This window comes from Nocardioides sp. (genome assembly GCF_047602075.1).
Lineage (GTDB): Bacteria > Actinomycetota > Actinomycetes > Propionibacteriales > Nocardioidaceae > Nocardioides.
Window position 1 is genome coordinate 885891 of record NZ_JASGIF010000001.1, and the last position, 19187, is coordinate 905077.

Sequence of the window (19187 nt, forward strand, 5' to 3'; positions counted from 1 at the left end):
TTTCCGGGAGAACCTGTCGTTTCCGTGGGGGTCGGGAGCGCGACTCACACCCTATCCTCGTGGTGCACGGCGTCCTTGATCTGGCCGACCAGCTCCTCGATGACGTCCTCGAGCGCGACCAGGCCGAGCTCGACCCCTTGTTGGTCGACCACCCTGGCCATGTGTGCCTCGCGTCGCTGGAGCGCCTCCAGGGTGGCTCGCAGCGACTCGTCGGAGGACACCACCGCAAACGGTCGGATCCACGAGTCGGCGATGGGGTCGTCGCGGTGCGCGTCGTCGTACTGCAGGACGTCCTTGATGTGCAAGTAGCCCTGCAGCTCACCGTCGTCACCGACCACCGGGAAGCGGCTGTAGCCGGTGGCGGCGCAGACCTCCTCGACCTCGGCGGCCGTCGCGCCACGGTGCACGGTGGTCAGGGTGTCCTTCGGCATCACCACGGTGGCGACGGTCTTCTCGGTGAAGTCCAGCGCGCCGGAGAGGCGGTCGTATTCATGCTGAGCCAGCAGTCCCTCACCGCGGGACTGCTCCACCAGGGCGGACACCTCCTCGCGGGTGTAGGTGGAGCTCACCTCGTCCTGCAGCTCGGCGCCCATCCGGCGCAAGAACCACCGCGCGATCTGGTTGATGACGACCACGACGGGGCGCAGCGCCTGGGCGATCGCCCACACCGCCGGGCCGAGGACGAGTGCGGCGCGCTCCGGGCCGGCCAGGGCGATGTTCTTCGGCACCATCTCCCCCATCACGACGTGCAGGGAGACGACGATCAGCAGGGCGATCACGAAGGACGTAGGGTGGACCGCCTCGGCGGGGAGGCGGATCCAGTCGAAGACCGGCTCGAGCAGGTGTGCCACCGCGGGCTCCCCCACCGCACCGAGGACCAGGCTGCAGACCGTGATGCCGATCTGGTTGACACCGATGATCAAGGCGATGTTCTCCATCGCCTTGAGCGTCGACTTGGCCAGCTTGGAGCCGGCCGCCGCTCGTGGCTCGATCTGGCTGCGCCGGGCCGAGATCAAGGCGAACTCCGCACCCACGAAGAAGGCGTTGCCGATCAGCAGGCCCAAGGAGAGCACCAGGGCACCGACGCCGGTCATGACGGCTCCCCCTGCTCACGAGAAACCGTGCGCACAGTGAGGCGCAGACGGTCGATGCGCAACCCATCCATCCGCTCCACCCGGAGCAGTGCCACCCGTGGCTCGGGCTCGTCGTCCTCGTCGTCCTCGTCGGCCGCCTCCGGCTGGAGCGGCACCTCGGCGACATCACCCACCAGCGGGATGCGGCCCAGCGTCTGCAGCACCAGGCCCGCGATGGTGTCGTAGTCGTCGTGTTGTGGGAGCTCCACGTCGGCGATGTCCTCCACCTCGTCGGGCCGCAGCAACCCGGACAGCGACCACGATCCGTCGCGCAGCTGGTGGGCCCGGTCGCCACGCGGATCGTGCTCGTCGGCGATGTCGCCGACGATCTCCTCCACGACGTCCTCGAGGGTGACGACGCCGGCCTGGCCGCCGTACTCGTCCAAGACGACGGCCATCTGGAAGCCGTCGTCGCGCAGCAGGCTCAGCAACGGGTCGAGTCGCAGCGAGTCCGGGACCAGGATCGGCTTGACCATGATGTGTCGCACCCGGGTCGTGGCACGCTCCGGCACGGGCAGCGCCACCGCATGCTTGACGTGCACCGTGCCGACCACGTCGTCCTCGGCGTCGAGCACGGGGAAGCGCGAATGGCCCGTCTCCCGGGCCAGCTCCAGCACGGTGCTGACCCGGTCGCCGTCCTCGACCGAGTGGGTCCGCACGCGAGGCGTCATGATCTCGCCTGCGGTGCGGCCGCTGAACTCCACGGATCGTTCGAACAGCTCCGCGGTCCCGGCGTCCAGGGTGCCCTGGTCAGCTGAGCGAGCGATCAGGCTCGCCAGCTCGGTCGAGCTGCGCGCCGAGCGGAGCTCCTCCTGCGGCTCGATGCCGAGCCTGCGGACCACGGCGTTGGCGGAGCCGTTGAGGACCTTGATCGGCCAGGCCATCACCCGGGTGAACCTGCGTTGGAAGCCCTGAGTCGCCCGCGCGGTCGCCATCGGCCGGTCGATGGCGAGGTTCTTCGGGATGAGCTCGCCGAACAAGATGGTGGCCAGGCTGGACGTCACCAGTCCGATCGCCAGTGCGATCGGGCGCACTCCCCCCGGCGGCACGCCGAGCGCCTCGAGCGGAGTGTCGACCAGATCGGCGATCGCCGGCTCCGCGAGATAGCCGATGGCGAGGTTGGTGATGGTGATGCCGATCTGCGCTCCCGACAGCTGGGTGGACAGTGACCGGAGCGCACTGAGCAGCCCGCGAGCCTTGGGGTCGCCGGCCTCGGCCTCCCGCTCCACCGCACTGCGATCCACGGTGACGAAGGCGAACTCGGCGGCCACGAAGACACCGGCGGCGAGCACCAACACGACGGAGGCGACCAGCAGGAGAGCGGCGATCATGGCCGGGGTGGTGGTCCTTCTCTAGCGGGGCGACCCAGGGAACGCTACCTCGACCCGCAGACGGACACCATCCACCACGATCGCCAGGCCGAGCTCGAAGTCGGAGTCGACCCAGGGCTGATCGGTGAGCGCGCCGGCCGCCGCGGCCTGGAGGTGGGTCTGTTCGTCCAGGGTGTGGCCGAAGACGAAGTGGAGCAGGGTGCGGGTGGCGGTCGGCACCGTCTGGTCGCTGAGCCCGGCGTCGAGCAGGACCTCGGCAAGCTGTTCGCCCGGCCGCGCCGCTCCGAGCCCGAAGGCATGCACCGTGGACACCAGCTCCGCACCGTCGCGATAGGCCAGCATCGCCTCCCGCAACTCCCTGCAGATCGCGCTGGCCCGCTCGGCCCAGTCGAGCGTGGTGGGCCGTGGCCACTCCGGCATCCGCCGATCCAGCAGCTCGTCCGCCACCGCACCGAGCAGTTGCTGCTTGTGGGGGAAGTGGTGGTAGAGCGCGCTCGGCTGGACCCCCAGCTCACCGGCCAACCGGCGCATGGTCAGATCGGCCAGGCCGTAGTCGTCCAAGATCCGCAGGGCCTGCGCCACCACATCGTGCCGGTTGTTGCGCGTCATCGGTCCTCGACTCTAACCTGAACACCGTTCAGGAGGAAGCAGATGACAATGACCGACACCACGGCCCCCACCACCGCTCGACGTTTCAGCACCACCGACCTCGCCCTGATCGCCGCGTTCGCGGCCTTCATCTCGGTGTGCGCCTATGTCGGCGCGATCCCCGTGGGTGGCAGCGGCACCCCGATCACGTTGCAGACCTTCGGCGTGATGCTGGCCGGCTGCCTGCTCGGGCCGCTGCGCGGCTTCCTCGCGGTCGCCCTCTATCTGGTGCTCGGCGCCGTCGGGTTGCCCGTGTTCGCCGAGCACTCCTCCGGGCTCGGGGTCTTCACCGGCCCCACGGCGGGGTATCTGTACGCCTTCCCGCTCGCCGCGCTGCTCGGTGGGTTCTTGGTGAAGTACGTCGCCGGGCGGACCGGCAAGACCCGTGCCCTGGTGGTCTTCTTCTGCTCCTTCGCCGGCAGCGTGCTGGTCATCCACCCGCTCGGCATCATCGGGATGAAGCTCTACTTCGACGTCAGCCTGCGCCAGGCGGTGCTCTACGACTTGCCGTTCTGGTTGGGCGACCTGATCAAGACCACCCTGGTTGCGCTCATCGCCGCCGAGGTGCACCGGGCTTTCCCCCGGCTGTTGCACCCGCGCTGACCGTGCCGGTCCTCGAAGCTCCGAGACGCCGGCCTGACGGTCGACTCTCCCACCGGAGACCGGGTCGTGCTCGCGCCGCTGACCCTCACCCTGACCGAGCACCGGATCGGCGTCGTTGGCGCCAACGGCTCCGGCAAGTCGTCGCTGGCCAGGCTGTTCAACGGGCTCACGACGCCAACCTCCGGACAGGTGCTCGTCGACGGCCTGGACGTGGCACGTCAGGGCAGCCAGGTGCGACGGCGGGTGGCCTTCTGCTTCACCGACCCGGCTGCCCAGATCGTGATGCCGACCTGCGTGGAGGACGTCGAGCTCTCACTGCGCCGGACCGAGCGACAGGCCAGTCAGCGGCGTGACCGGGCGCTGGCCGTGCTGGACCGGTTCGGACTCGCCGACCATGCGCACGCCAGTGTGCACACTCTCTCCGGTGGGCAGCGTCAACTCCTCGCGTTGGCGGGAGTGCTGGCCGTCGAGCCCGCCGTACTCGTGGCCGACGAACCCACCACGCTGCTCGATCTGGCCAACACCCGGCGAGTGGCAGACCTGCTCTTCGGTCTCGACCAGCAACTGGTGCTGGTCACCCATGATCTAGAGCTCGCCGGCCGTTGCGACCGGGTGCTGGTGTTGGCCGAGGGCGATCTCGCCTACGACGGCGCGGCCGACGATGCCGTCGAGCACTACCAGGCGCTCGTGGGATGAGCGGACACCAGCGGTGAGCAGCCCGATCCTGGCCACGGTCTATCAGCCCGGGCACAGCCTCCTGCACCGACTGCCGGTCGGGGTCAAGCTGATCGGGCTCGCCCTCTTCAGCCTCGCCATCGTGCTGGTCCGCAGCATGCCGGCGGCCTGGGTCTTCCTCGGAGTGGCGCTCCTCCTCGCTGCCGTGGCCAGGGTGCGGGTGGCGACCCTGGTCCGGGCTTCCCGAGCGATCTTGGTGTTCGCGGCGTTCGTCGCGGCATTCCAATGGTGGCTGTTCGGGCGGGACAAGGCGATCGAGACCCTCGTCGACCTGCTCGCGCTTGCGCTGGCCGCGGTCGTGGTCAGTGTGACCACCCCGGTCAATGCGATGCTCGACGCCGTGGTCCGCTGGCTGCGGCCGTTCCGTCGGGTCGGGGTCTCACCAGAGCGGGTCTCCCTGACAATCGGGCTGGCCATCCAGTCGTTGCCGGGCATGCTGGCGCTCGCATTGGAGACGCGGGACGCAGCCCGGGCGCGCGGCCTGAGCCGCAGCCCGCGCGCCTACCTCGCACCGTTCGTCATCCGGGTCGTCGCCCGCGCCCAAGAGACCGGCGACGCCCTGCACGCCCGCGGGCTGGGCGACGACTGACGCCGCTCCAGGCCCTGACCTCAGCCCTCTTCGGCGGCCTCGAGCGGCACCGCGTCCTCGCCACCGAAGAGGGTGCCGTAGATCGAGCCTGCGATCAGCGCACCCACGGCCGGGGCGAGGATGAAGAGCCACAGCTGCACGATCGCGTCGCCGCCGGCGAAAAGGGCTGGTCCGATCGATCGGGCCGGGTTCACCGAGGTGTTCGAGATCGGGATGCTGATCAGGTGGATCAGGGTCAGCGCGAGGCCGATCGCCAAGGGCGCGAAGCCCTTGGGAGCACGGGTGTCGGTGGCGCCGAGGATCACCAGCAGGAAGAACATCGTCAACACAACCTCGGCAATGAGCACCGCCCACCAGGCATAGCCGCCGGGCGAGTGGTCGCCGTACCCGTTCGCGGCAAAGCCGGAGTCGGTCGAGGAGAACCCATCCACGCCGTGGGCGATCACCCACAGCACCGTCGCGGCCACGATCGCCGCCACGACCTGGGTGGCGACGTAGGAGACGACGTCCTTCCACTCGAACCGCTTGCCCATGGCGAGCCCGAGGGTGACAGCCGGGTTGAAGTGTCCGCCGGAGATGTGGCCGACGGCGTAGACCATCGTCACCACAGTCAGGCCGAAGGCGAGTGCGACGCCGTAGAACCCGATCGCGCTCCCGGCGAAGATCGCGGCGCCGCAGCCACCGAAGACGAGCCAGAATGTGCCGAAGAACTCCGCGGCCAAGCGTTGAGACATCGTGTGCATAGCTGTCCCCTCCGTGTCATGGGGCGCCCTTCTCCGAGCTGGTTCCGGCGCCTTCGCGATAATCGTGACGGTTCTCAACCGATGGGAGCAAGCGACGTGGCCGGAGTGCCGTGCAATTCGTCGGGATCCACCATCCGTCAGCTCAGGATGCGCTCCCGGCCCGGGTCGTAGAACGGGCGGAGCGACAAGGTGGCGGGGTAGCGGGTGCCGGCGACGTCGACCTCGAAGCCGCCCTCGCGCAGCCAGTCGCCGGTCACTCCCCCAGGATGCTCGACGACGCCGAGGCCGACCGAGCAGCCGAGCGTGTGCCCGAAGTCCCCGGCTCGGACGTAGCCGACCCACTCCCCCGAGCGCAGCAGTGGCTCACCGCCGTGCAGCAGTGGCTCGGCGTCGTCCACCTGGACCTGCACCATCCGAGCGCTCCGGTCACCTCGACGGGCCACTAGCGCGTCGCGGCCGACGAAGCCTCCGGGTTTGTCCCAGGCGACGGTGAAGGCGAGGCCTGCGACGAGCGGGTCGTCGGTGTTCTCGATGTCGACGCCGTAGTCGCGGTAGCCCTTCTCCAGACGCAGCGACGACATCGCGAGCAGCCCGACGGGGCGCAGTCCGAACTCCTCTCCGGCCTCGACCAGCGCCTCCCACACCGACGCCGCCTGGTCGGCGGGGACGTGCAGCTCGTAACCGAGCTCGCCGACATAGGTGACCCGCAGGGCGGTGAATCGTGACGAGGCGACCTCCACCTCCCGTGCGGTCAGGTAGGGGAACTCGGCATCGGACCAGTCGTGGGGGGACAGGGAGGCGAGTAGGTCGCGCGAGCGCGGCCCCTGCACCGACAGCAGCGTGATGCCGGCGGTGACGTCGGTGGTGATCGCGACCTCGCCGGGCTGAGGCGCGCGACGCAGCATGGCCTCGACCCGACGATGGATGACGTCGCTGACCACGACCAGGAACCGGTCGGCAGCCAGCTTGGTGACGGTCAGGTCGGCCAGCAGGCCGCCGTCCTCGTCGCACCATTGGGTGTAGACGACCCGGCCCGGGTCGCTGTCGACCTCGCTGACCGAGAGCCGGTTGAGGACACCGCCGGCGTCGGGTCCCTGGACCAGGAACTTCGACATCAGTGACATGTCCATCACGCCGACCGCCTCCCGGATGGCGCGGTGCTCCTCGGCGACGACTGGGAAGGCCCGGGTGCGCTGCCAGGTGGGCTCGGGATCGGCGGGTGGCTCGGCGGGATCGCCGAAGTAGAGGGGGTACTCCCAGCCCGCCGACTGGCCGAATCGCGCTCCGCAGGCGGCGAGCTTGTCGTGCAGCACCGAACGGCGTACGGCGCGACCGCTGCGCCACTGGAACGTCGGCCAGACGCCGTCACCGAACAGCACGCCGAGCGACTCCTCCACCCGCTCCCCACGGAAGCGGCGGGTGGTCTCGTAGGGCAGCGCTCGCTCGACGGAGTAGTGCGTGACATCGACCGGTGCGCGGCCGTCCAGGATCCACTGCGCCACGACACTGCCCGCGCCGCCTCCGCTGAGAATGCCGAGGCTGTTCATGCCGGCGGCCACGAAGACCCCCTCGACCTCCGGCGTCGGGCCGAGCAGCGGATGCACATCCGGGGTGAACGACTCCGGTCCGCAGAAGAACGTCCGCAGCCCCACTCCCTCGAGCCCCGGGTAGCGCCACATCGCGCTCTCCAGGAACGGCATCATCCGATCCCAGTCCGGCTCGATAGTGCCGAACGCGAAGTCGGGGGGCGCGCCGTCGAGGTGCCACACCGCACCACGCGGCTCGAACAGCCCGACCAGCAGGCCGTCGGTCTCCTCACGGAAGTAGCCGTAGCGGTCCGGGTCCTCCACGACCGGGAGATCGCGGTGAACTCCCTCCATCGGTTCGGTCAGCAGGTAGTAGTGCTCCGCTGCCTGCAGGGGTACGTCGACGCCGCAACGCCGCCCCAACTCCCGCGTCCACAGGCCCGCGGCCAGCACGACGGTCTCGCATTCGACCTCGCCGTGGTCGGTGAGAACGGCCGTCACCCGACCTTCGTCAGCCCGGATCCCGGTCACCGAGATGCCGGTCCGGACGGTGACACCGAGCGCCTGGGCGCCCTTGGCTAGGGCCGTCGCGACACCGACCGGGTCGGCGCGTCCTTCGTCGGCGACGTACGACGCGGCAAGGATGTCGTCGACCCGGGTGATCGGGCTGAGCTCGGCGACCTCGGCCGCGGAGACCTCGACGTTGTCCACGCCGAAGCCACGCTGGAAGGCTCGCTCGCGGCGCAGCGTCTCGAGCCGCTCGGGTGTGCACGCCAGATGCAGGTGGCCGATCGACCGGAAGCCGGTCGAGTGCCCGGTCTCCGCCTCCAACTTGGTGTAGAGGTCCCGGGAGTAGCGCGCCATCCAGACAGCGGTCTCGTCAGTCATCCCAGCGCTGGTGATCAGACCCGCCGCGTGCCACGTCGTACCAGCAGTGAGCTGGTGCCGCTCGAGGAGGAGCACGTCGGTGACGCCGAGGTGGGCCAGGTGATAGGCGACGCTGGCTCCCATCACCCCGCCTCCGACGATGACGACACGGGCACGCTGGGGCAACTCGCTGGTCTGAGCGTTGGGGATCCGGGCCACGGCGAACAGTATTCACCAGGCCTCTTTCACCAGGCCCAGCCTGGCTAGGCTGTTCCTCGTGGCTCTTCGCGACTACGAGCAGGACACCTCCTCCGGAGCCAGCATCCTCAAGATCCGCACCCGAGGCCGAGCTGTGCTGTCGAACCCGATGACCAACCGCGGCACGGCCTTCACCGACGAGGAGCGCCGGGCACTGGGCCTGGTCGGGCTGATGCCCAGTGGCGTCACCCCGCTCGAGCTGCAGACGCGTCGGGTCTACGAGCAGTTCCGGCGGACCACGACTCCTCTCGGCAAGTATCTGCACCTGTCGAACCTCCGAGACCGCAACGAGGTGCTCTTCTACCGCCTGCTCAGCGACCATCTGGAGGAGATGCTGCCGATCGTCTACACCCCGACGATCGGCGAGGCGATCGAGCGGTTCAGCCACGAGTACAACCGACCGCGCGGGGTCTTCCTGTCGCTGGATCGGCCCGAGGACGTCGAGCAGTCGCTGCTCAACTACGGCCTCGGCTCCGACGACGTCGACCTGCTCGTGGTCACCGACTCCGAGGGCATCCTCGGCATCGGCGACCAAGGCATCGGCGGCATCCAGATCGCGATCGGCAAGGCATCCCTCTACACGGCGGCCGCCGGCATCCATCCGCGTCGGGCGATCCCGATCGTCCTCGACGTGGGGACCGACAACCTCGGCCTGCTCAGCAGTGAGCTCTATCTCGGCGATCGGCATGCACGCGTGCGCGGTCAGCGGTACGACGACTTCGTCGACCACTTCGTCCGCTGCGCTACCCGACTGTTCCCTCGGGCGATGTTGCACTGGGAGGACCTCGGGCCCGGCAATGCGCACAAGATCCTGGCCCGCTATCGCGAGCAGATCTGCACCTTCAACGACGACATCCAAGGCACGGCGGCAGTCGTCCTAGCCGCGATCCTGGCCGGCGTCGACGTCACCGGGATGGATCTGGCCGACCATCGTGTCGTCATCTTCGGGGCCGGCAGCGCCGGCATCGGGATCGCGAACCTGGTGCGCGACCGGATGCTGCGTTCGGAGAGCGACCCGGCGCGGGTCTATAGCCGGTTCCATGCGATCGGCATCAACGGTCTCTACGTCGACGACCAGCCCGAGCTGCTGGACTTCCAGCGGCCCTACGCCCGCACCCGGAGCGAGGTCGCCTCCTGGCAGGTGGCCGACCCGAGCCAGATCACCTTGGCCGAGGTGGTGCATCAGGTCCGACCCACCATCTTGATCGGCACCTCCACGCGAGGCGGCGCCTTCACCGAGGACGTCGTCAAGGAGATGGCCGCCCACTGTGCGCGGCCGATCATCATGCCGCTGTCCAACCCGACCAGCCGCGCGGAGGCGACCCCCGCCGACCTGCTCGCCTGGACCGACGGCCGGGCTCTGATCGCAACCGGCAGCCCGTTCGACCGGGTCGACCACGACGGCGTGCGCTACACCATCGCCCAGGCCAACAACGCGCTGATCTTCCCTGGGCTCGGCCTGGGCGTCGCTGCCTGCCAGGCGCAGCGGGTCACCGAAGGCATGGTCGACGCCGCCGCCGACGCGCTCGCCGGGCTGGTCAACGCCTACCGGCCCGGCGCCTCCCTGCTGCCTGGCATCAGCGAGCTACGCATGGTCTCGGCAACGGTGGCGGTCGCCGTCGCGCGGGCCGCGGCCGACGAGGGTGTCGCCGAGCGCCCCCTCGACGATCCGATCCAGCAGGTCTATGCCCGGATGTGGCAACCCGACTACCCCGAGGTCGAGCCGATATGAACCTCTCCCCGCTCAGCGAGGACGACCTGGACCGGGTGCACGCCCAGGCGATGCGGATCCTGACCGAGGTCGGCATCGAGGTGCATGACGAGGACATGTGCCGCCGCCTGACGGAGGCCGGCCAGAGCGTGGACGGCACCCGCGTGCGCTGGGACCCGGACTGGGTGGTGACGCAGCTCGAGCTCGCGCCCGACCGGTTCACCCTGCAGGGCCGCAACCCCGAGCGCAGGGTGGAGATCGGCGGCGGCAGCCTGGTGCACTCCCCTGTCGGCGGGCCACCCTTCGCCCACGACAACGAGCGCGGCAGACGAGACGGCAGCATCGCCGACCACATCGAGCTGGTGCGCCTTGCCCACGCCTCCGACGTGCTTCCCGTCCTGCAGAGCGGGACCACGGAGGCGCAGGACCTGGACTACAACAGCCGGCACCTGGAGATGGACTACTCCATCCTTCGCTGGAGCGATCGTCCGTTCATCCTCTACGGCACCAGCGGACCCAAGACCCGCGACTCCCTCACCCTCGCCACCATCGCCGCGGGCGGTCGGGAGGCCCTGATCGACCGGCCGATGGTGATCGGCATCGTCAACCCGAACAGTCCGCTGGTCTGGGACGAGCTGATGGTGCAGACGCTCGCGGCCTGCGCCGAGGTCGGCCAGCCGGTGGCCATCACCCCGTTCCTTCTGGCCGGCGCCTCGGCTCCGGTCACGCTGGCGGCGGGTCTGTCCCTGCTCGTGGCCGAGACCCTCGCCGGCGTGGCGATGGCCCAACTGATCCGCCCGGGGACTCCGTGTGTGCTCGGCTGCTTCTTCAACGGTGTCGACATGCGCTCGGGCGGTCCGTCTCTGGGCCTGCCCGAGTCGGTGCTCACCACCCTCGCGGGCCGTCAACTGGCCAGCCGCTACGGCCTCCCCCTGCGCGGGGGCGGCGGGCTCTGCTCGGGGATCCCGCTCGACGCCCAGTCCGCCACCGAGAGCACCATGTCGCTATGGGCGACCTATCTGGCCGGCTGCGACCTGGTCGTCCACGCAGCGGGCTGGCTTGAGGGCGGCCTGGTGGCGTCGTACGAGAAGTTCGCGCTGGACTTCGAGGTGATCCGGATGTTCGAGCGACTCCGCGATGGGCTGACCGTCGATGACGACGAGCTCGCCTTCGACACCATCGCCGAGGTCGGGCCGGGGGGCCTCTTCCTCGCTCACGAGCACACCCTGGCTCGCTTTCGCACCGATGTCTTCATGAGCCCGCTGTTCCGCTCCCAGGCGTTCCCCACTTGGGAGAAGCAGGGCTCCTTGCGGGCCGAGCAGGTGGCGACCCAGGAGTGGAAGAAGGTCTTGGCCTCCTACGTCGACCCCGGGATCCCCGACGACGTCGACGCCGAGCTGCGGGAGTACGTCGACCGGCGCAGCGCCGAGCTGGAGGGCTAAGGCCTCCGGCGCGGGTCAGGAACGGACGTCGATCAGCAGCGCGGCCACGAAGGCGAGCGCGATCCCCACCGCGAGCACCGGCACCAGCCACAGCCCCGTCACACCGGCGAACACACAGGCATCGCCAGCACGCACGTGGTCGGCTTCAGCGACGGCGCCATCGTCGGCCTCCTGGTGGCCATGACCCACCCGCTCCTTGATGTCCATCAGCGCGAACCTCGACCCGGGTGGCCTGGTCGACGACTCGGAGGAAGACGAGCCGGAGAGCGACCAGTCCGAGGAGGATCCCGAGGACGAGGCCTATGCCCGACTCACTCCGGCTGGGCCTGATGCAGCTGTGGCGATCGGAGCCGGCGCATCGTGCCCGACGCAGTCCACCAGTTGCTCACTGAGTTCCTCGCCAAGGTGAAGGGCTGAAGGTCAAACAGCGAGGTCCGTGGGCCAGCCGTGCTCAAGCAGGTAGCGCCGCACACGCTGGATGTCGGACTCGGACGGCAACTCTGAGGTGACCGACGCGATCGCGGTGCCGACGTCCACGCGGTCGGGAGGCATCGTGCCAGCGTCGATCAGCGCGTGGCTGACGGTCGCCACTTCTTCATCGCTGAGTCGACGCCGGAGCAAGGCCAGCAGGGGGGTGACGTCTTGTGACGGGACGCCGCTGGGATAGCCCTCTTGGAGCCAGGACAAGACCCGAGCGACCATACCGCCGGACGCCGGCGGGGCGATCGGTCGATCTGGCGTGGCCAGCGGCCAGCCAGCTGCGGCGAGTCGGGCCGAGACGCGAGCGAGGTCGTCCTCCAGCACCGGTCCCTGGAGGACGTCCTCGGCACGATTCTCGATCAGCGCAGCCGACAGGTGGGTGTAGCCAGACTGCGCTTCGGCCTCGAGGGCATGAACCAGATGGTCCATCTCCTCCAGGGTCAGGTGGCGGCGCAGGATCCCGTAGAGCGCCACATAGTCCTGGCTGGGCACGCCGTCGGGGTAACCCTGGCGAAGCCAACCCAGCACGCGGCGTACGACGTCTTCGAGAACGGCCATCTCAGATCAGCCCTTCGGGACCAGGGTCGGGTAGATGTGCTCGAAGCTCACCTCTTTGCCGAAGCCGCCGGCGAGGATGACGGCGAGTCCCAGCAGAACAGCCAGCGCGACCAGCAAGAAGCAGAGCACGCCTAGCGCACGGTGCAGTCCCGGTGCGGTTGCGGGCAAACCGTCCTGGCCTGGTCCGGCGAGCACCATCTGGCGGACGCCGAGGGCGAAGACGAACGGCAGTCCTACACCCAACACCAGGCCGGCGATCGCCACCTGCCAGGCGGCCTCCATGAACAAGTCGAACATCGTCTAGCTCCTCACGCCGCCATGGTGGGGCTGGTGGGCTGGGACTCCTCGTCCCAGGCGTCGTTGACGTTGTGGGCACCGACGGGCTTCTGCTGCGAGCGCCGCCAGATGAGCAGTGAGGTGCCGATCAAGAGGCCGACCATCACCACCGGGCCGACCACGTGGCCGAACAGGTGCCCGATGAACCACATCAACGCGCCCACCGTCCCGGCTGCTGGAAGCGTGATCAGCCAGGCGACCAGCATCCGCCCGGCGACACCCCAGCGAACCTTCGCGCCAGGACGACCAAGGCCCGAGCCGAGGATGGATCCAGAGGTGACGTGGGTGGTCGACAGGGCGAAGCCGAGATGGCTCGAGGCCAGGATCACCGCAGCCGACGAACTCTCGGCGGCCATGCCCTGCGGAGTGCTGATCTCGACCAGGCCCTTGCCGACCGTGCGGATGATCCGCCAGCCTCCGCAGTAGGTGCCGAGCGAGATCGCCAGCGCGCAGGCTGCCTTCACCCAGAGCGGCACCGCGGTCGTGTCATGCCACGAGCCCGAGGCGAGCAGGGCGAGGGTGATCACGCCCATCGTCTTCTGGGCGTCGTTGGTGCCGTGGGCGAGGGAGACCAGCGACGCGCTGCCGACCTGTCCCCAGCGGAAGCCCCGCTCGGTGCGACCGATGGCGAGATTCGCGATCACCCGGAACACCAACCAAGTGCCGACCGCGGCGACCAGCGCCGCGAGCACCGGCGACATCACCGCCGGCAAGATCACCTTGCCGATGACCCCGTCGAGCTTGGAACCGTCGCCGGCCCAGTTGACCCCCGTCCAACCGAGCCCAGCGACGGTCGCCCCGATCATCCCGCCGAACAGTGCATGGGACGAGCTCGACGGGAGGCCCAACAGCCAGGTGAGCAGGTTCCACACCACGCCACCGATCAGGCCGGACAGCACGATGAGCAGCAGCGCTCCCCCGCCACCGGCCGTCAGCGAGGGGTCTGGCGCGCCCGTCGAATCTTGGATCTTGATCACCGCATTGGTCACGGTGAGCGCCACCTCGACACTCAGGAACGCACCCACCAGGTTCAGCACCGCTGACAGTGCGACAGCCACCCGAGGCGGCAGCGCACCGGTGGCGATCGAGGTCGCCATCGCGTTCGCGGTGTCGTGAAACCCGTTGGTGAAGTCGAAGCTCAGCGCGACGATGATGACCAGAGCAAGCAGAATGTGTGCCTCCACGGGCCCCAGTCTCGGAGCGCAGCCCACGCCGGGACAAGCCGAAATGGGCTCTTCGAGCGGTCGTTCACCCAGTGTTCGCCGGGCTCTTGCCTGCCGTTCCCCGTTCGGGGTTTCACCGCCTTCGCCAGGGGTACGCGCTAGGGGAAGGCCCGGCGCCGAAACACCTCGCACGGCGGCGTGGTCGAACCGACCTTGCTCGAGGACCGGCGATGCGGAGGCCGCGCACGAGCTCCGCGAGCGGCTAGTGCTGATCAATCGTCGGGGGGTCGAGGCTGTCGCGCAGCGGTATCGCAATCGCGGTGTCCCGCTGAACGCCTTGGTCCAGGTCGCCTACGAGGGCCTGACCAAGGCGGTCGCCCACTTCGATCCCACCATGCGCAAGGACCTGCTCACCTACGCCGTGCCGACCATCCGCGGCGAGCTGCGCCGCTACTTCCGAGACCGCGGCTGGATGGTGCGCCCACCTCGCTGGATCCAGGAGCTCCAGGCCCGCGCCCTCCAGACCCGAGGACCACCTCACCCCACAGCAGATCGGCAAGCGCATCGGGGTGACGCAGATGCAGGTCTCTCGCCTGCTCTCCCGGACCGTGGGCGACCTGCGCCGTGATCTCCTCGGCGACGACACCGAGGCGAGGGCCCGTGTGAAGGAGTGCATGAGTGGAGCATCCGGCGGCGCCAGTGCGCGTGGCCGTCATCAGCCGCCAAGAGGTGGTAGCCCGCGGGTTGGTGGCGATGCTCTCGGACTATCCCGCCGCCGAGGGACCGGCGTCGACGTGCTCGGGTTCGAGGTCGTCCAGCAAGAGGGCTGACCTCCGCGCGGGTTGACGGTCGTTCGCTTGCAGCATAACGTACAACCAAATGGTTGTAGATCAGCTTACTGAGCTTCTCCGACGACGAGGTTGACCGGATCTTCCGGGCGCTCGCCGACGCCACCCGCCGCGACATCGTCCGCCGAACGCTCGCAGGCGAGGCGTCGGTGTCAGAGCTGGCCGTCGCCTACGACATGTCCTGGGCGGCGGTGCAGAAGCACATCGCCGTGTTGGAGGGGGCCGGGCTCGTGACCAAGCACAAGAGCGGGCGAGAGCGTCTCGTTCGCGGCAACCCCGAACAGCTCCGGCGCGCACAGAGCCTGCTGGATCGTTACGAACAGATCTGGCGGTCGCGGATCGACCGCCTCGATGCACTTCTCCTGGACGACCCCTCGTAGAACAGAAAGCGAGACCATGCCCGTCACCTCGATCAGCAAGGACCCGGCCGCACTCACGATGACGATCGTGGCCGACTTCGCCGTGCCACAGCAGCGGCTGTGGGACGCCTACGCCGACCCTCGCCAACTGGAGAAGTTCTGGGGCCCGCCGACCTATCCCGCGACCTTCACTCGCCACGATCTCTACCCCGGCGGCAGGAGTCTCTACACGATGACCGGCCCCGAGGGCGACCAGCACGGCGGTTATTGGGAGTTCCTCTCGGTGGACCCGATCGACTCCTTCGAGATCGTCGACGGCTTTGCCGCGGTCGATGGCGAACCCAACAAGGAGATGCCGACCACGCGCATGGTCTTCGACTTCTCCACCACCGACTCCGGCTCGCGGCTGACCATGGTCACCCACTTCGACAGCCTCGAGGACCTCGAGCAGCTCGTCGCGATGGGTATCGAGGACGGCACCAGACATGCCATGTCGCAGATCGACGCCGTGCTCGCCGACCTGCGGACCTTCGCCGCCGAGCTGCCCGTGCTCGCGCAGATCCTGTCCGACACCCAGGTGCGAGTCAGCCGCGTCATCAAGGGCACGCCGGAAGCGATCTGGCGGGCGCACCACGATCCCAAGCTGCTGCAGCAGTGGTTGCTCGGCCCGGACGGCTGGACGATGCCCGTCTGCGAGACCAGTGAGCAGGTCGGTGGCTCCTACCGCTACGAGTGGGAGCGGGAGGGCGGCGAGGACAGGTTCGGCTTCGAGGGCGAGGTGCTCGAGTCGGCGGCGCCGTACCGCTCGGTGACCACCGAACGCATGATCGGCATGCCCGGGGAGGGTACGACGAACGAGCTCACCCTCATCCCGGTCGAGGGCGGCACACTTCTCTCGATCCTGATCACCTACCCGAACGTCGAGCTCCGCGACACCATCCTCGCCACGGGGATGACCGACGGCATGGAGACCAGCTACCAGCGGCTGGAGAGCACCGCGCTCGGCTAGCACCTCGCACCTGCGGCAAGTCTTGCTAGTACATTCGTGCTAATACCTGCCGTAGAGACGAAGCGAGGGGCGAGGGGCGATTCTGACCGCGATCGTGGTGTGCGTGGTCGCGTTCTGGGTGACGATCCTCGCCGGACTGGTGGCGCGCTATCTGCTGCGACGCCCTCGGCTGGGCGCGACGCTGCTGATCCTCGCGCCGGTGATCGACGTGGCGCTACTCGCCCTGGTCGCGGTGGACCTGCTCGGAGGCGGCACCGCCTCCTGGCAGCATGGCCTCGCGGCGATCTACATCGGGATCTCCGTCGCCTACGGCAAGCGCATAGTCGCCTGGACCGACCTCCGCTTCGACCACTACTTCGCCGGCGTGCCCGAGCCCGAACGCCTGACCGGGCTCCGCTACACCCTCAAGTGCTGGCAAGACGTGCTGCTCACCATGCTGGCGGCTGCCGTGGCTGCGGCCCTGATCGGGGCGCTCATCCTGCTCGTCGGCGACCCAGAGCGCACCTCGGAGCTCGTGGCGGTGTTCCAGATCCTCGGGCTGATCCTCGGCTTCGACACCGTGTGGGCCGTGAGCTACACCATCTGGCCGAGGAAGCCCGCGGCGGTGCCACGCGGCGGCCTCGCTGCGCGTGCTCGAGCGCGACGGACTCTCGGGCCTCTCGGTGCGAGGTGTCGCGGCCGAAGCCGGCATCGCCACGGCGTCGTTGAACTCGGTCAACCGCCGATGATGTGAGTCGGGCTGCCTCAACGCCGTCGATAGATGTCCCGCCGATGACCAACCGCCACCACAAGCACCAGCAACACTCCGTCATGAATCTCGTAGACGATCCGATACTCACCCGTCCGGACTCGCCACTCCCCTGCTCCGCCGCCCAACTTCTTCGCGCCGCGCGGGCGCGGTTCGTCAGCGAGCAGATCGATCGCGGCTTGGACACGCCGCTGTGCGGCACGATCGAGCTTGCGCAACTGTCGCAGTACGGCCGGGGCAACCTCGGTCCGATATGTCACGAAAGTCCAAGGTCAGCCTTGACCTGCTCCCACGGGACCGGCTCGTCGCCTGTGGCCAGTTCCTCACGAGCCGCCCGAGCGGCCTCGATGTCCGCCAGGTCCTCTGCCGCTGCGATGAGCTTGTCGAGATCCTCGGCATCGATCACGGCGGCAACCCGCCGCCCACGTCGGGTCAGGTAGATCGGATCGTGACCCACACGCGCAGCGTCGACTACGTCGGCGAGACGGGCACGCGCATCGGTCACCGTCAACTCAGCCATGCCGCCCAGGATAGCGCCGAAACCGCTGAAACGTACACTGATGGCCCTGCAGACCTGCATGCACAGCCCTGCGCCGAGACCGCCACGATCACGTGCGAAAACGCATCGGTCGGGCTGACAGGATTTGAACCTGCGACCCCTTGACCCCCAGTCAAGTGCGCTACCAAACTGCGCCACAGCCCGTGGTGCCCTGAGGCCGAGCCCGGGCGAACCGCGTTGAACCCTACCCCAGCGAGTCAGGCGGCTGCATATCGAGGGGGATCCGGTGGATCGGGTGGGGACTCGGTGATCGCGACGGTGCCGGTGGGGTCGCGCTGGAACAGCAAACCGTGCGGTGAGCGCCATCGATAGGTGGCAGGTCCGATCCGCTCGTAGCTCCATCCCTTGAGCGTCTTGAGCCGATGATGCCGACGACACAACGGGGCCAGGTTGCACGAACAGGTGGGGCCGCCAGCCGAGTCGGGGATGATGTGGTCCTTGTCGCAGCGGCGGGCCGGTCGCCGGCAGTGCGGGAACACGCAGGTCTGGTGCAGCAACTCGACCTGGGTGGCGATCCGATCCGGCACCTCGTAGGCCTCGACCTGCTGGTGACCGGCAAGGTCGACGACCCCGGTGACGGTGAGGTGGGTGTCGGTGCGTCCGCACCACTCGCGCACCTGCTGCTCGAAGATCGGCTTCTGGCCCCACTCGAGGCGACCGACGGGCTCGCGCCCCTGCAGCGCGGTGTCGGTCAGGTGGACGAAGAGCTTGATGTGCTTGCGGGGTCGCCCGCTGTTGGCAGTGCCGCTGAGGAGGTCCAGAGCGCCCTGAGGATCGGCGAGCACACCGACCGCCATCGACCGGCGGACGTCGAGCGACTCGGTGCAGCCGCGCTCGCGCAATGCGGCGGCCACGCGCGCGACGGCGTCGTCGAACTCGAGGGCATCCTTGAGGTCTGCACGGATCTCGATGGTGGCGACGCCGCCGTGGGTGATGTCGTCGAACAGTCGGACGTCACGCCGGTCGAGGGCCGCCACCTGCTCACACTCACGCTCTTCGGCATGCAGTCTGGCCATCTCCTCGTCGATCAGCCTGCCGAGCGTGATCAGGCCGATCTTGTGCGCGATCGGCCCGACCTTCTTGTTGATCGACGCCACCACGTCGGAGGGCTCGCCGATGGTCCGCTCGGCGAGCCGGCGAGCCCGCCACGCCGGCAGCTCGAAGGCTTGCACTCGCTTCCAGGCGTCGGGCAGTCGGTGTCGCAGCTCGAGGGCCTGGTGGATCAGGTCCGTCCCGGCCTCATGGGAGAGGCCAGCCGCCAACGCGAACTCTGCCGGAGCGTCCCACTGCACGGCCGGCACCTGGGTGTCCTCCCAGGCGCCGTCCTCGCCGATCGCCGGGTGCTGGTCTGCCCACTCCGCGGCTCGCAGCAACAGCAGGCACTCGGCGCGCTGCGCGGCGTCGGCCAGCGCGCGCGTCTCGTCGAGCAGCGCCTCGGCACTGTCCAACGGCTTGCGCCCTGACCAGTCAATCATGACTCCATTCTATTCGTGCATACGCTCGGAAACAACGGTGTTTGGAGATCTGTGGAGATCTGTGGA

22 protein-coding genes and 1 tRNA gene are annotated in these 19187 nt (G+C 68.8%); 10 read left to right on the plus strand and 13 right to left on the minus strand.

Annotation, left to right across the window (positions count from 1 at the left end):
• Positions 1 to 44 precede the first annotated feature (44 nt).
• From QM714_RS04580 to QM714_RS04590, 3 genes are read right to left on the minus strand one after another with little or no spacing between them, the layout of a single operon-like run.
• Positions 45 to 1094, minus strand: coding sequence for a hemolysin family protein (locus tag QM714_RS04580; protein ID WP_415098024.1), 1050 nt, complete (start codon positions 1092 to 1094; stop codon positions 45 to 47).
• Entirely contained in the window at positions 1091 to 2464 is a 1374-nt protein-coding gene (locus QM714_RS04585) for a hemolysin family protein (protein ID WP_415098026.1), read from the minus strand. Before QM714_RS04585 ends, QM714_RS04580 begins: the two co-directional genes overlap by 4 nt.
• Before the next feature lie 21 nt (positions 2465 to 2485).
• Positions 2486 to 3073 carry a TetR/AcrR family transcriptional regulator C-terminal domain-containing protein gene (locus tag QM714_RS04590; RefSeq protein WP_415098028.1) on the minus strand — a complete coding sequence of 196 codons (588 nt, stop codon included), beginning with the start codon at positions 3071 to 3073 and terminating at the stop codon, positions 2486 to 2488.
• Between the two features lie 48 nt (positions 3074 to 3121).
• Here QM714_RS04590 and QM714_RS04595 point away from each other — a divergent pair, with 48 nt between their 5' ends.
• The 3 genes from QM714_RS04595 (at position 3122) to QM714_RS04605 (ending at position 5039) form a co-directional block, all read left to right on the plus strand.
• Positions 3122 to 3715, plus strand: coding sequence for a biotin transporter BioY (locus tag QM714_RS04595; protein ID WP_415098030.1), 594 nt, complete (start codon positions 3122 to 3124; stop codon positions 3713 to 3715).
• Between the two features lie 66 nt (positions 3716 to 3781).
• Positions 3782 to 4411: an energy-coupling factor ABC transporter ATP-binding protein gene (locus QM714_RS04600; RefSeq protein WP_415098032.1), complete on the plus strand. Its 630-nt coding sequence runs from the start codon at positions 3782 to 3784 to the stop codon at positions 4409 to 4411.
• 13 nt (positions 4412 to 4424) lie between these two features.
• A complete protein-coding gene (locus tag QM714_RS04605; RefSeq protein ID WP_415098034.1) occupies positions 4425 to 5039 on the plus strand; it encodes an energy-coupling factor transporter transmembrane component T family protein in 615 nt (204 codons plus the stop codon).
• Positions 5040 to 5059: 20 nt separating this feature from the next.
• On the opposite strand, the gene aqpZ is transcribed toward QM714_RS04605, so the two are convergent.
• Both aqpZ and QM714_RS04615 read right to left on the minus strand, forming a co-directional pair.
• A complete protein-coding gene (gene aqpZ, locus QM714_RS04610; protein ID WP_415098036.1) occupies positions 5060 to 5782 on the minus strand; it encodes an aquaporin Z in 723 nt (240 codons plus the stop codon).
• A 137-nt stretch (positions 5783 to 5919) separates the two neighbouring features.
• Positions 5920 to 8394 carry an FAD-dependent oxidoreductase gene (locus QM714_RS04615; protein ID WP_415098038.1) on the minus strand — a complete coding sequence of 825 codons (2475 nt, stop codon included), beginning with the start codon at positions 8392 to 8394 and terminating at the stop codon, positions 5920 to 5922.
• 58 nt (positions 8395 to 8452) lie between these two features.
• Between QM714_RS04615 and QM714_RS04620 the strand changes: the two genes are divergently transcribed.
• Complete coding sequence (locus QM714_RS04620) at positions 8453 to 10165, plus strand: NAD-dependent malic enzyme (protein ID WP_415098040.1); 1713 nt, start codon at positions 8453 to 8455, stop codon at positions 10163 to 10165.
• Positions 10162 to 11586, plus strand: a complete 1425-nt coding sequence (locus QM714_RS04625) for a trimethylamine methyltransferase family protein (RefSeq protein ID WP_415098042.1) — start codon at positions 10162 to 10164, stop codon at positions 11584 to 11586. Before QM714_RS04620 ends, QM714_RS04625 begins: the two co-directional genes overlap by 4 nt.
• Positions 11587 to 11601: 15 nt before the next feature.
• Here the strand turns inward: QM714_RS04625 and QM714_RS04630 are convergent, their stop codons facing one another.
• Positions 11602 to 11793, minus strand: a complete 192-nt coding sequence (locus tag QM714_RS04630) for a hypothetical protein (protein ID WP_415098044.1) — start codon at positions 11791 to 11793, stop codon at positions 11602 to 11604.
• On the opposite strand from QM714_RS04630, the gene QM714_RS04635 reads away from it, so the two are divergent.
• Positions 11786 to 11995 (plus strand): hypothetical protein, encoded by a 210-nt coding sequence (locus tag QM714_RS04635; protein ID WP_415098046.1) that lies wholly within the window; start codon positions 11786 to 11788, stop codon positions 11993 to 11995. The genes QM714_RS04630 and QM714_RS04635 overlap by 8 nt on opposite strands.
• An 11-nt stretch (positions 11996 to 12006) precedes the next feature.
• On the opposite strand, the gene QM714_RS04640 is transcribed toward QM714_RS04635, so the two are convergent.
• The 3 genes from QM714_RS04640 to QM714_RS04650 are packed head-to-tail and all read right to left on the minus strand — an operon-like array spanning position 12007 to position 14144.
• Positions 12007 to 12624 (minus strand): DUF3349 domain-containing protein, encoded by a 618-nt coding sequence (locus QM714_RS04640; protein ID WP_415098048.1) that lies wholly within the window; start codon positions 12622 to 12624, stop codon positions 12007 to 12009.
• Between the two features lie 6 nt (positions 12625 to 12630).
• Complete coding sequence (locus QM714_RS04645; protein WP_415098050.1) at positions 12631 to 12921, minus strand: hypothetical protein; 291 nt, start codon at positions 12919 to 12921, stop codon at positions 12631 to 12633.
• A gap of 11 nt (positions 12922 to 12932) precedes the next feature.
• Positions 12933 to 14144: an inorganic phosphate transporter gene (locus QM714_RS04650; protein WP_415098052.1), complete on the minus strand. Its 1212-nt coding sequence runs from the start codon at positions 14142 to 14144 to the stop codon at positions 12933 to 12935.
• Positions 14145 to 14187: 43 nt separating this feature from the next.
• Here QM714_RS04650 and QM714_RS04655 point away from each other — a divergent pair, with 43 nt between their 5' ends.
• The 4 genes from QM714_RS04655 (at position 14188) to QM714_RS04670 (ending at position 17072) form a co-directional block, all read left to right on the plus strand.
• Positions 14188 to 14751, plus strand: a complete 564-nt coding sequence (locus QM714_RS04655) for a sigma-70 family RNA polymerase sigma factor (RefSeq protein ID WP_415098054.1) — start codon at positions 14188 to 14190, stop codon at positions 14749 to 14751.
• 300 nt (positions 14752 to 15051) lie between these two features.
• Positions 15052 to 15351 carry an ArsR/SmtB family transcription factor gene (locus tag QM714_RS04660; RefSeq protein ID WP_415100975.1) on the plus strand — a complete coding sequence of 100 codons (300 nt, stop codon included), beginning with the start codon at positions 15052 to 15054 and terminating at the stop codon, positions 15349 to 15351.
• Positions 15352 to 15367: 16 nt separating this feature from the next.
• Positions 15368 to 16339 carry an SRPBCC family protein gene (locus QM714_RS04665; protein WP_415098056.1) on the plus strand — a complete coding sequence of 324 codons (972 nt, stop codon included), beginning with the start codon at positions 15368 to 15370 and terminating at the stop codon, positions 16337 to 16339.
• Between the two features lie 103 nt (positions 16340 to 16442).
• The gene (locus QM714_RS04670) at positions 16443 to 17072 is read left to right on the plus strand and encodes a hypothetical protein (protein WP_415098058.1); all 630 of its coding nucleotides are present in this window, start codon (positions 16443 to 16445) and stop codon (positions 17070 to 17072) included.
• 11 nt (positions 17073 to 17083) lie between these two features.
• Here the strand turns inward: QM714_RS04670 and QM714_RS04675 are convergent, their stop codons facing one another.
• The 4 genes from QM714_RS04675 to QM714_RS04690 form a co-directional block, all read right to left on the minus strand.
• Positions 17084 to 17347, minus strand: coding sequence for a type II toxin-antitoxin system RelE family toxin (locus QM714_RS04675; RefSeq protein ID WP_415098060.1), 264 nt, complete (start codon positions 17345 to 17347; stop codon positions 17084 to 17086).
• The gene (locus QM714_RS04680; RefSeq protein ID WP_415098062.1) at positions 17344 to 17607 is read right to left on the minus strand and encodes a type II toxin-antitoxin system Phd/YefM family antitoxin; all 264 of its coding nucleotides are present in this window, start codon (positions 17605 to 17607) and stop codon (positions 17344 to 17346) included. The genes QM714_RS04675 and QM714_RS04680 overlap by 4 nt, the downstream gene beginning before the upstream one ends.
• A gap of 109 nt (positions 17608 to 17716) precedes the next feature.
• A tRNA-Pro gene (locus tag QM714_RS04685) sits at positions 17717 to 17790 on the minus strand.
• Positions 17791 to 17843: 53 nt separating this feature from the next.
• A complete protein-coding gene (locus tag QM714_RS04690; RefSeq protein ID WP_415098064.1) occupies positions 17844 to 19121 on the minus strand; it encodes an HNH endonuclease signature motif containing protein in 1278 nt (425 codons plus the stop codon).
• Positions 19122 to 19187: the final 66 nt, after the last annotated feature.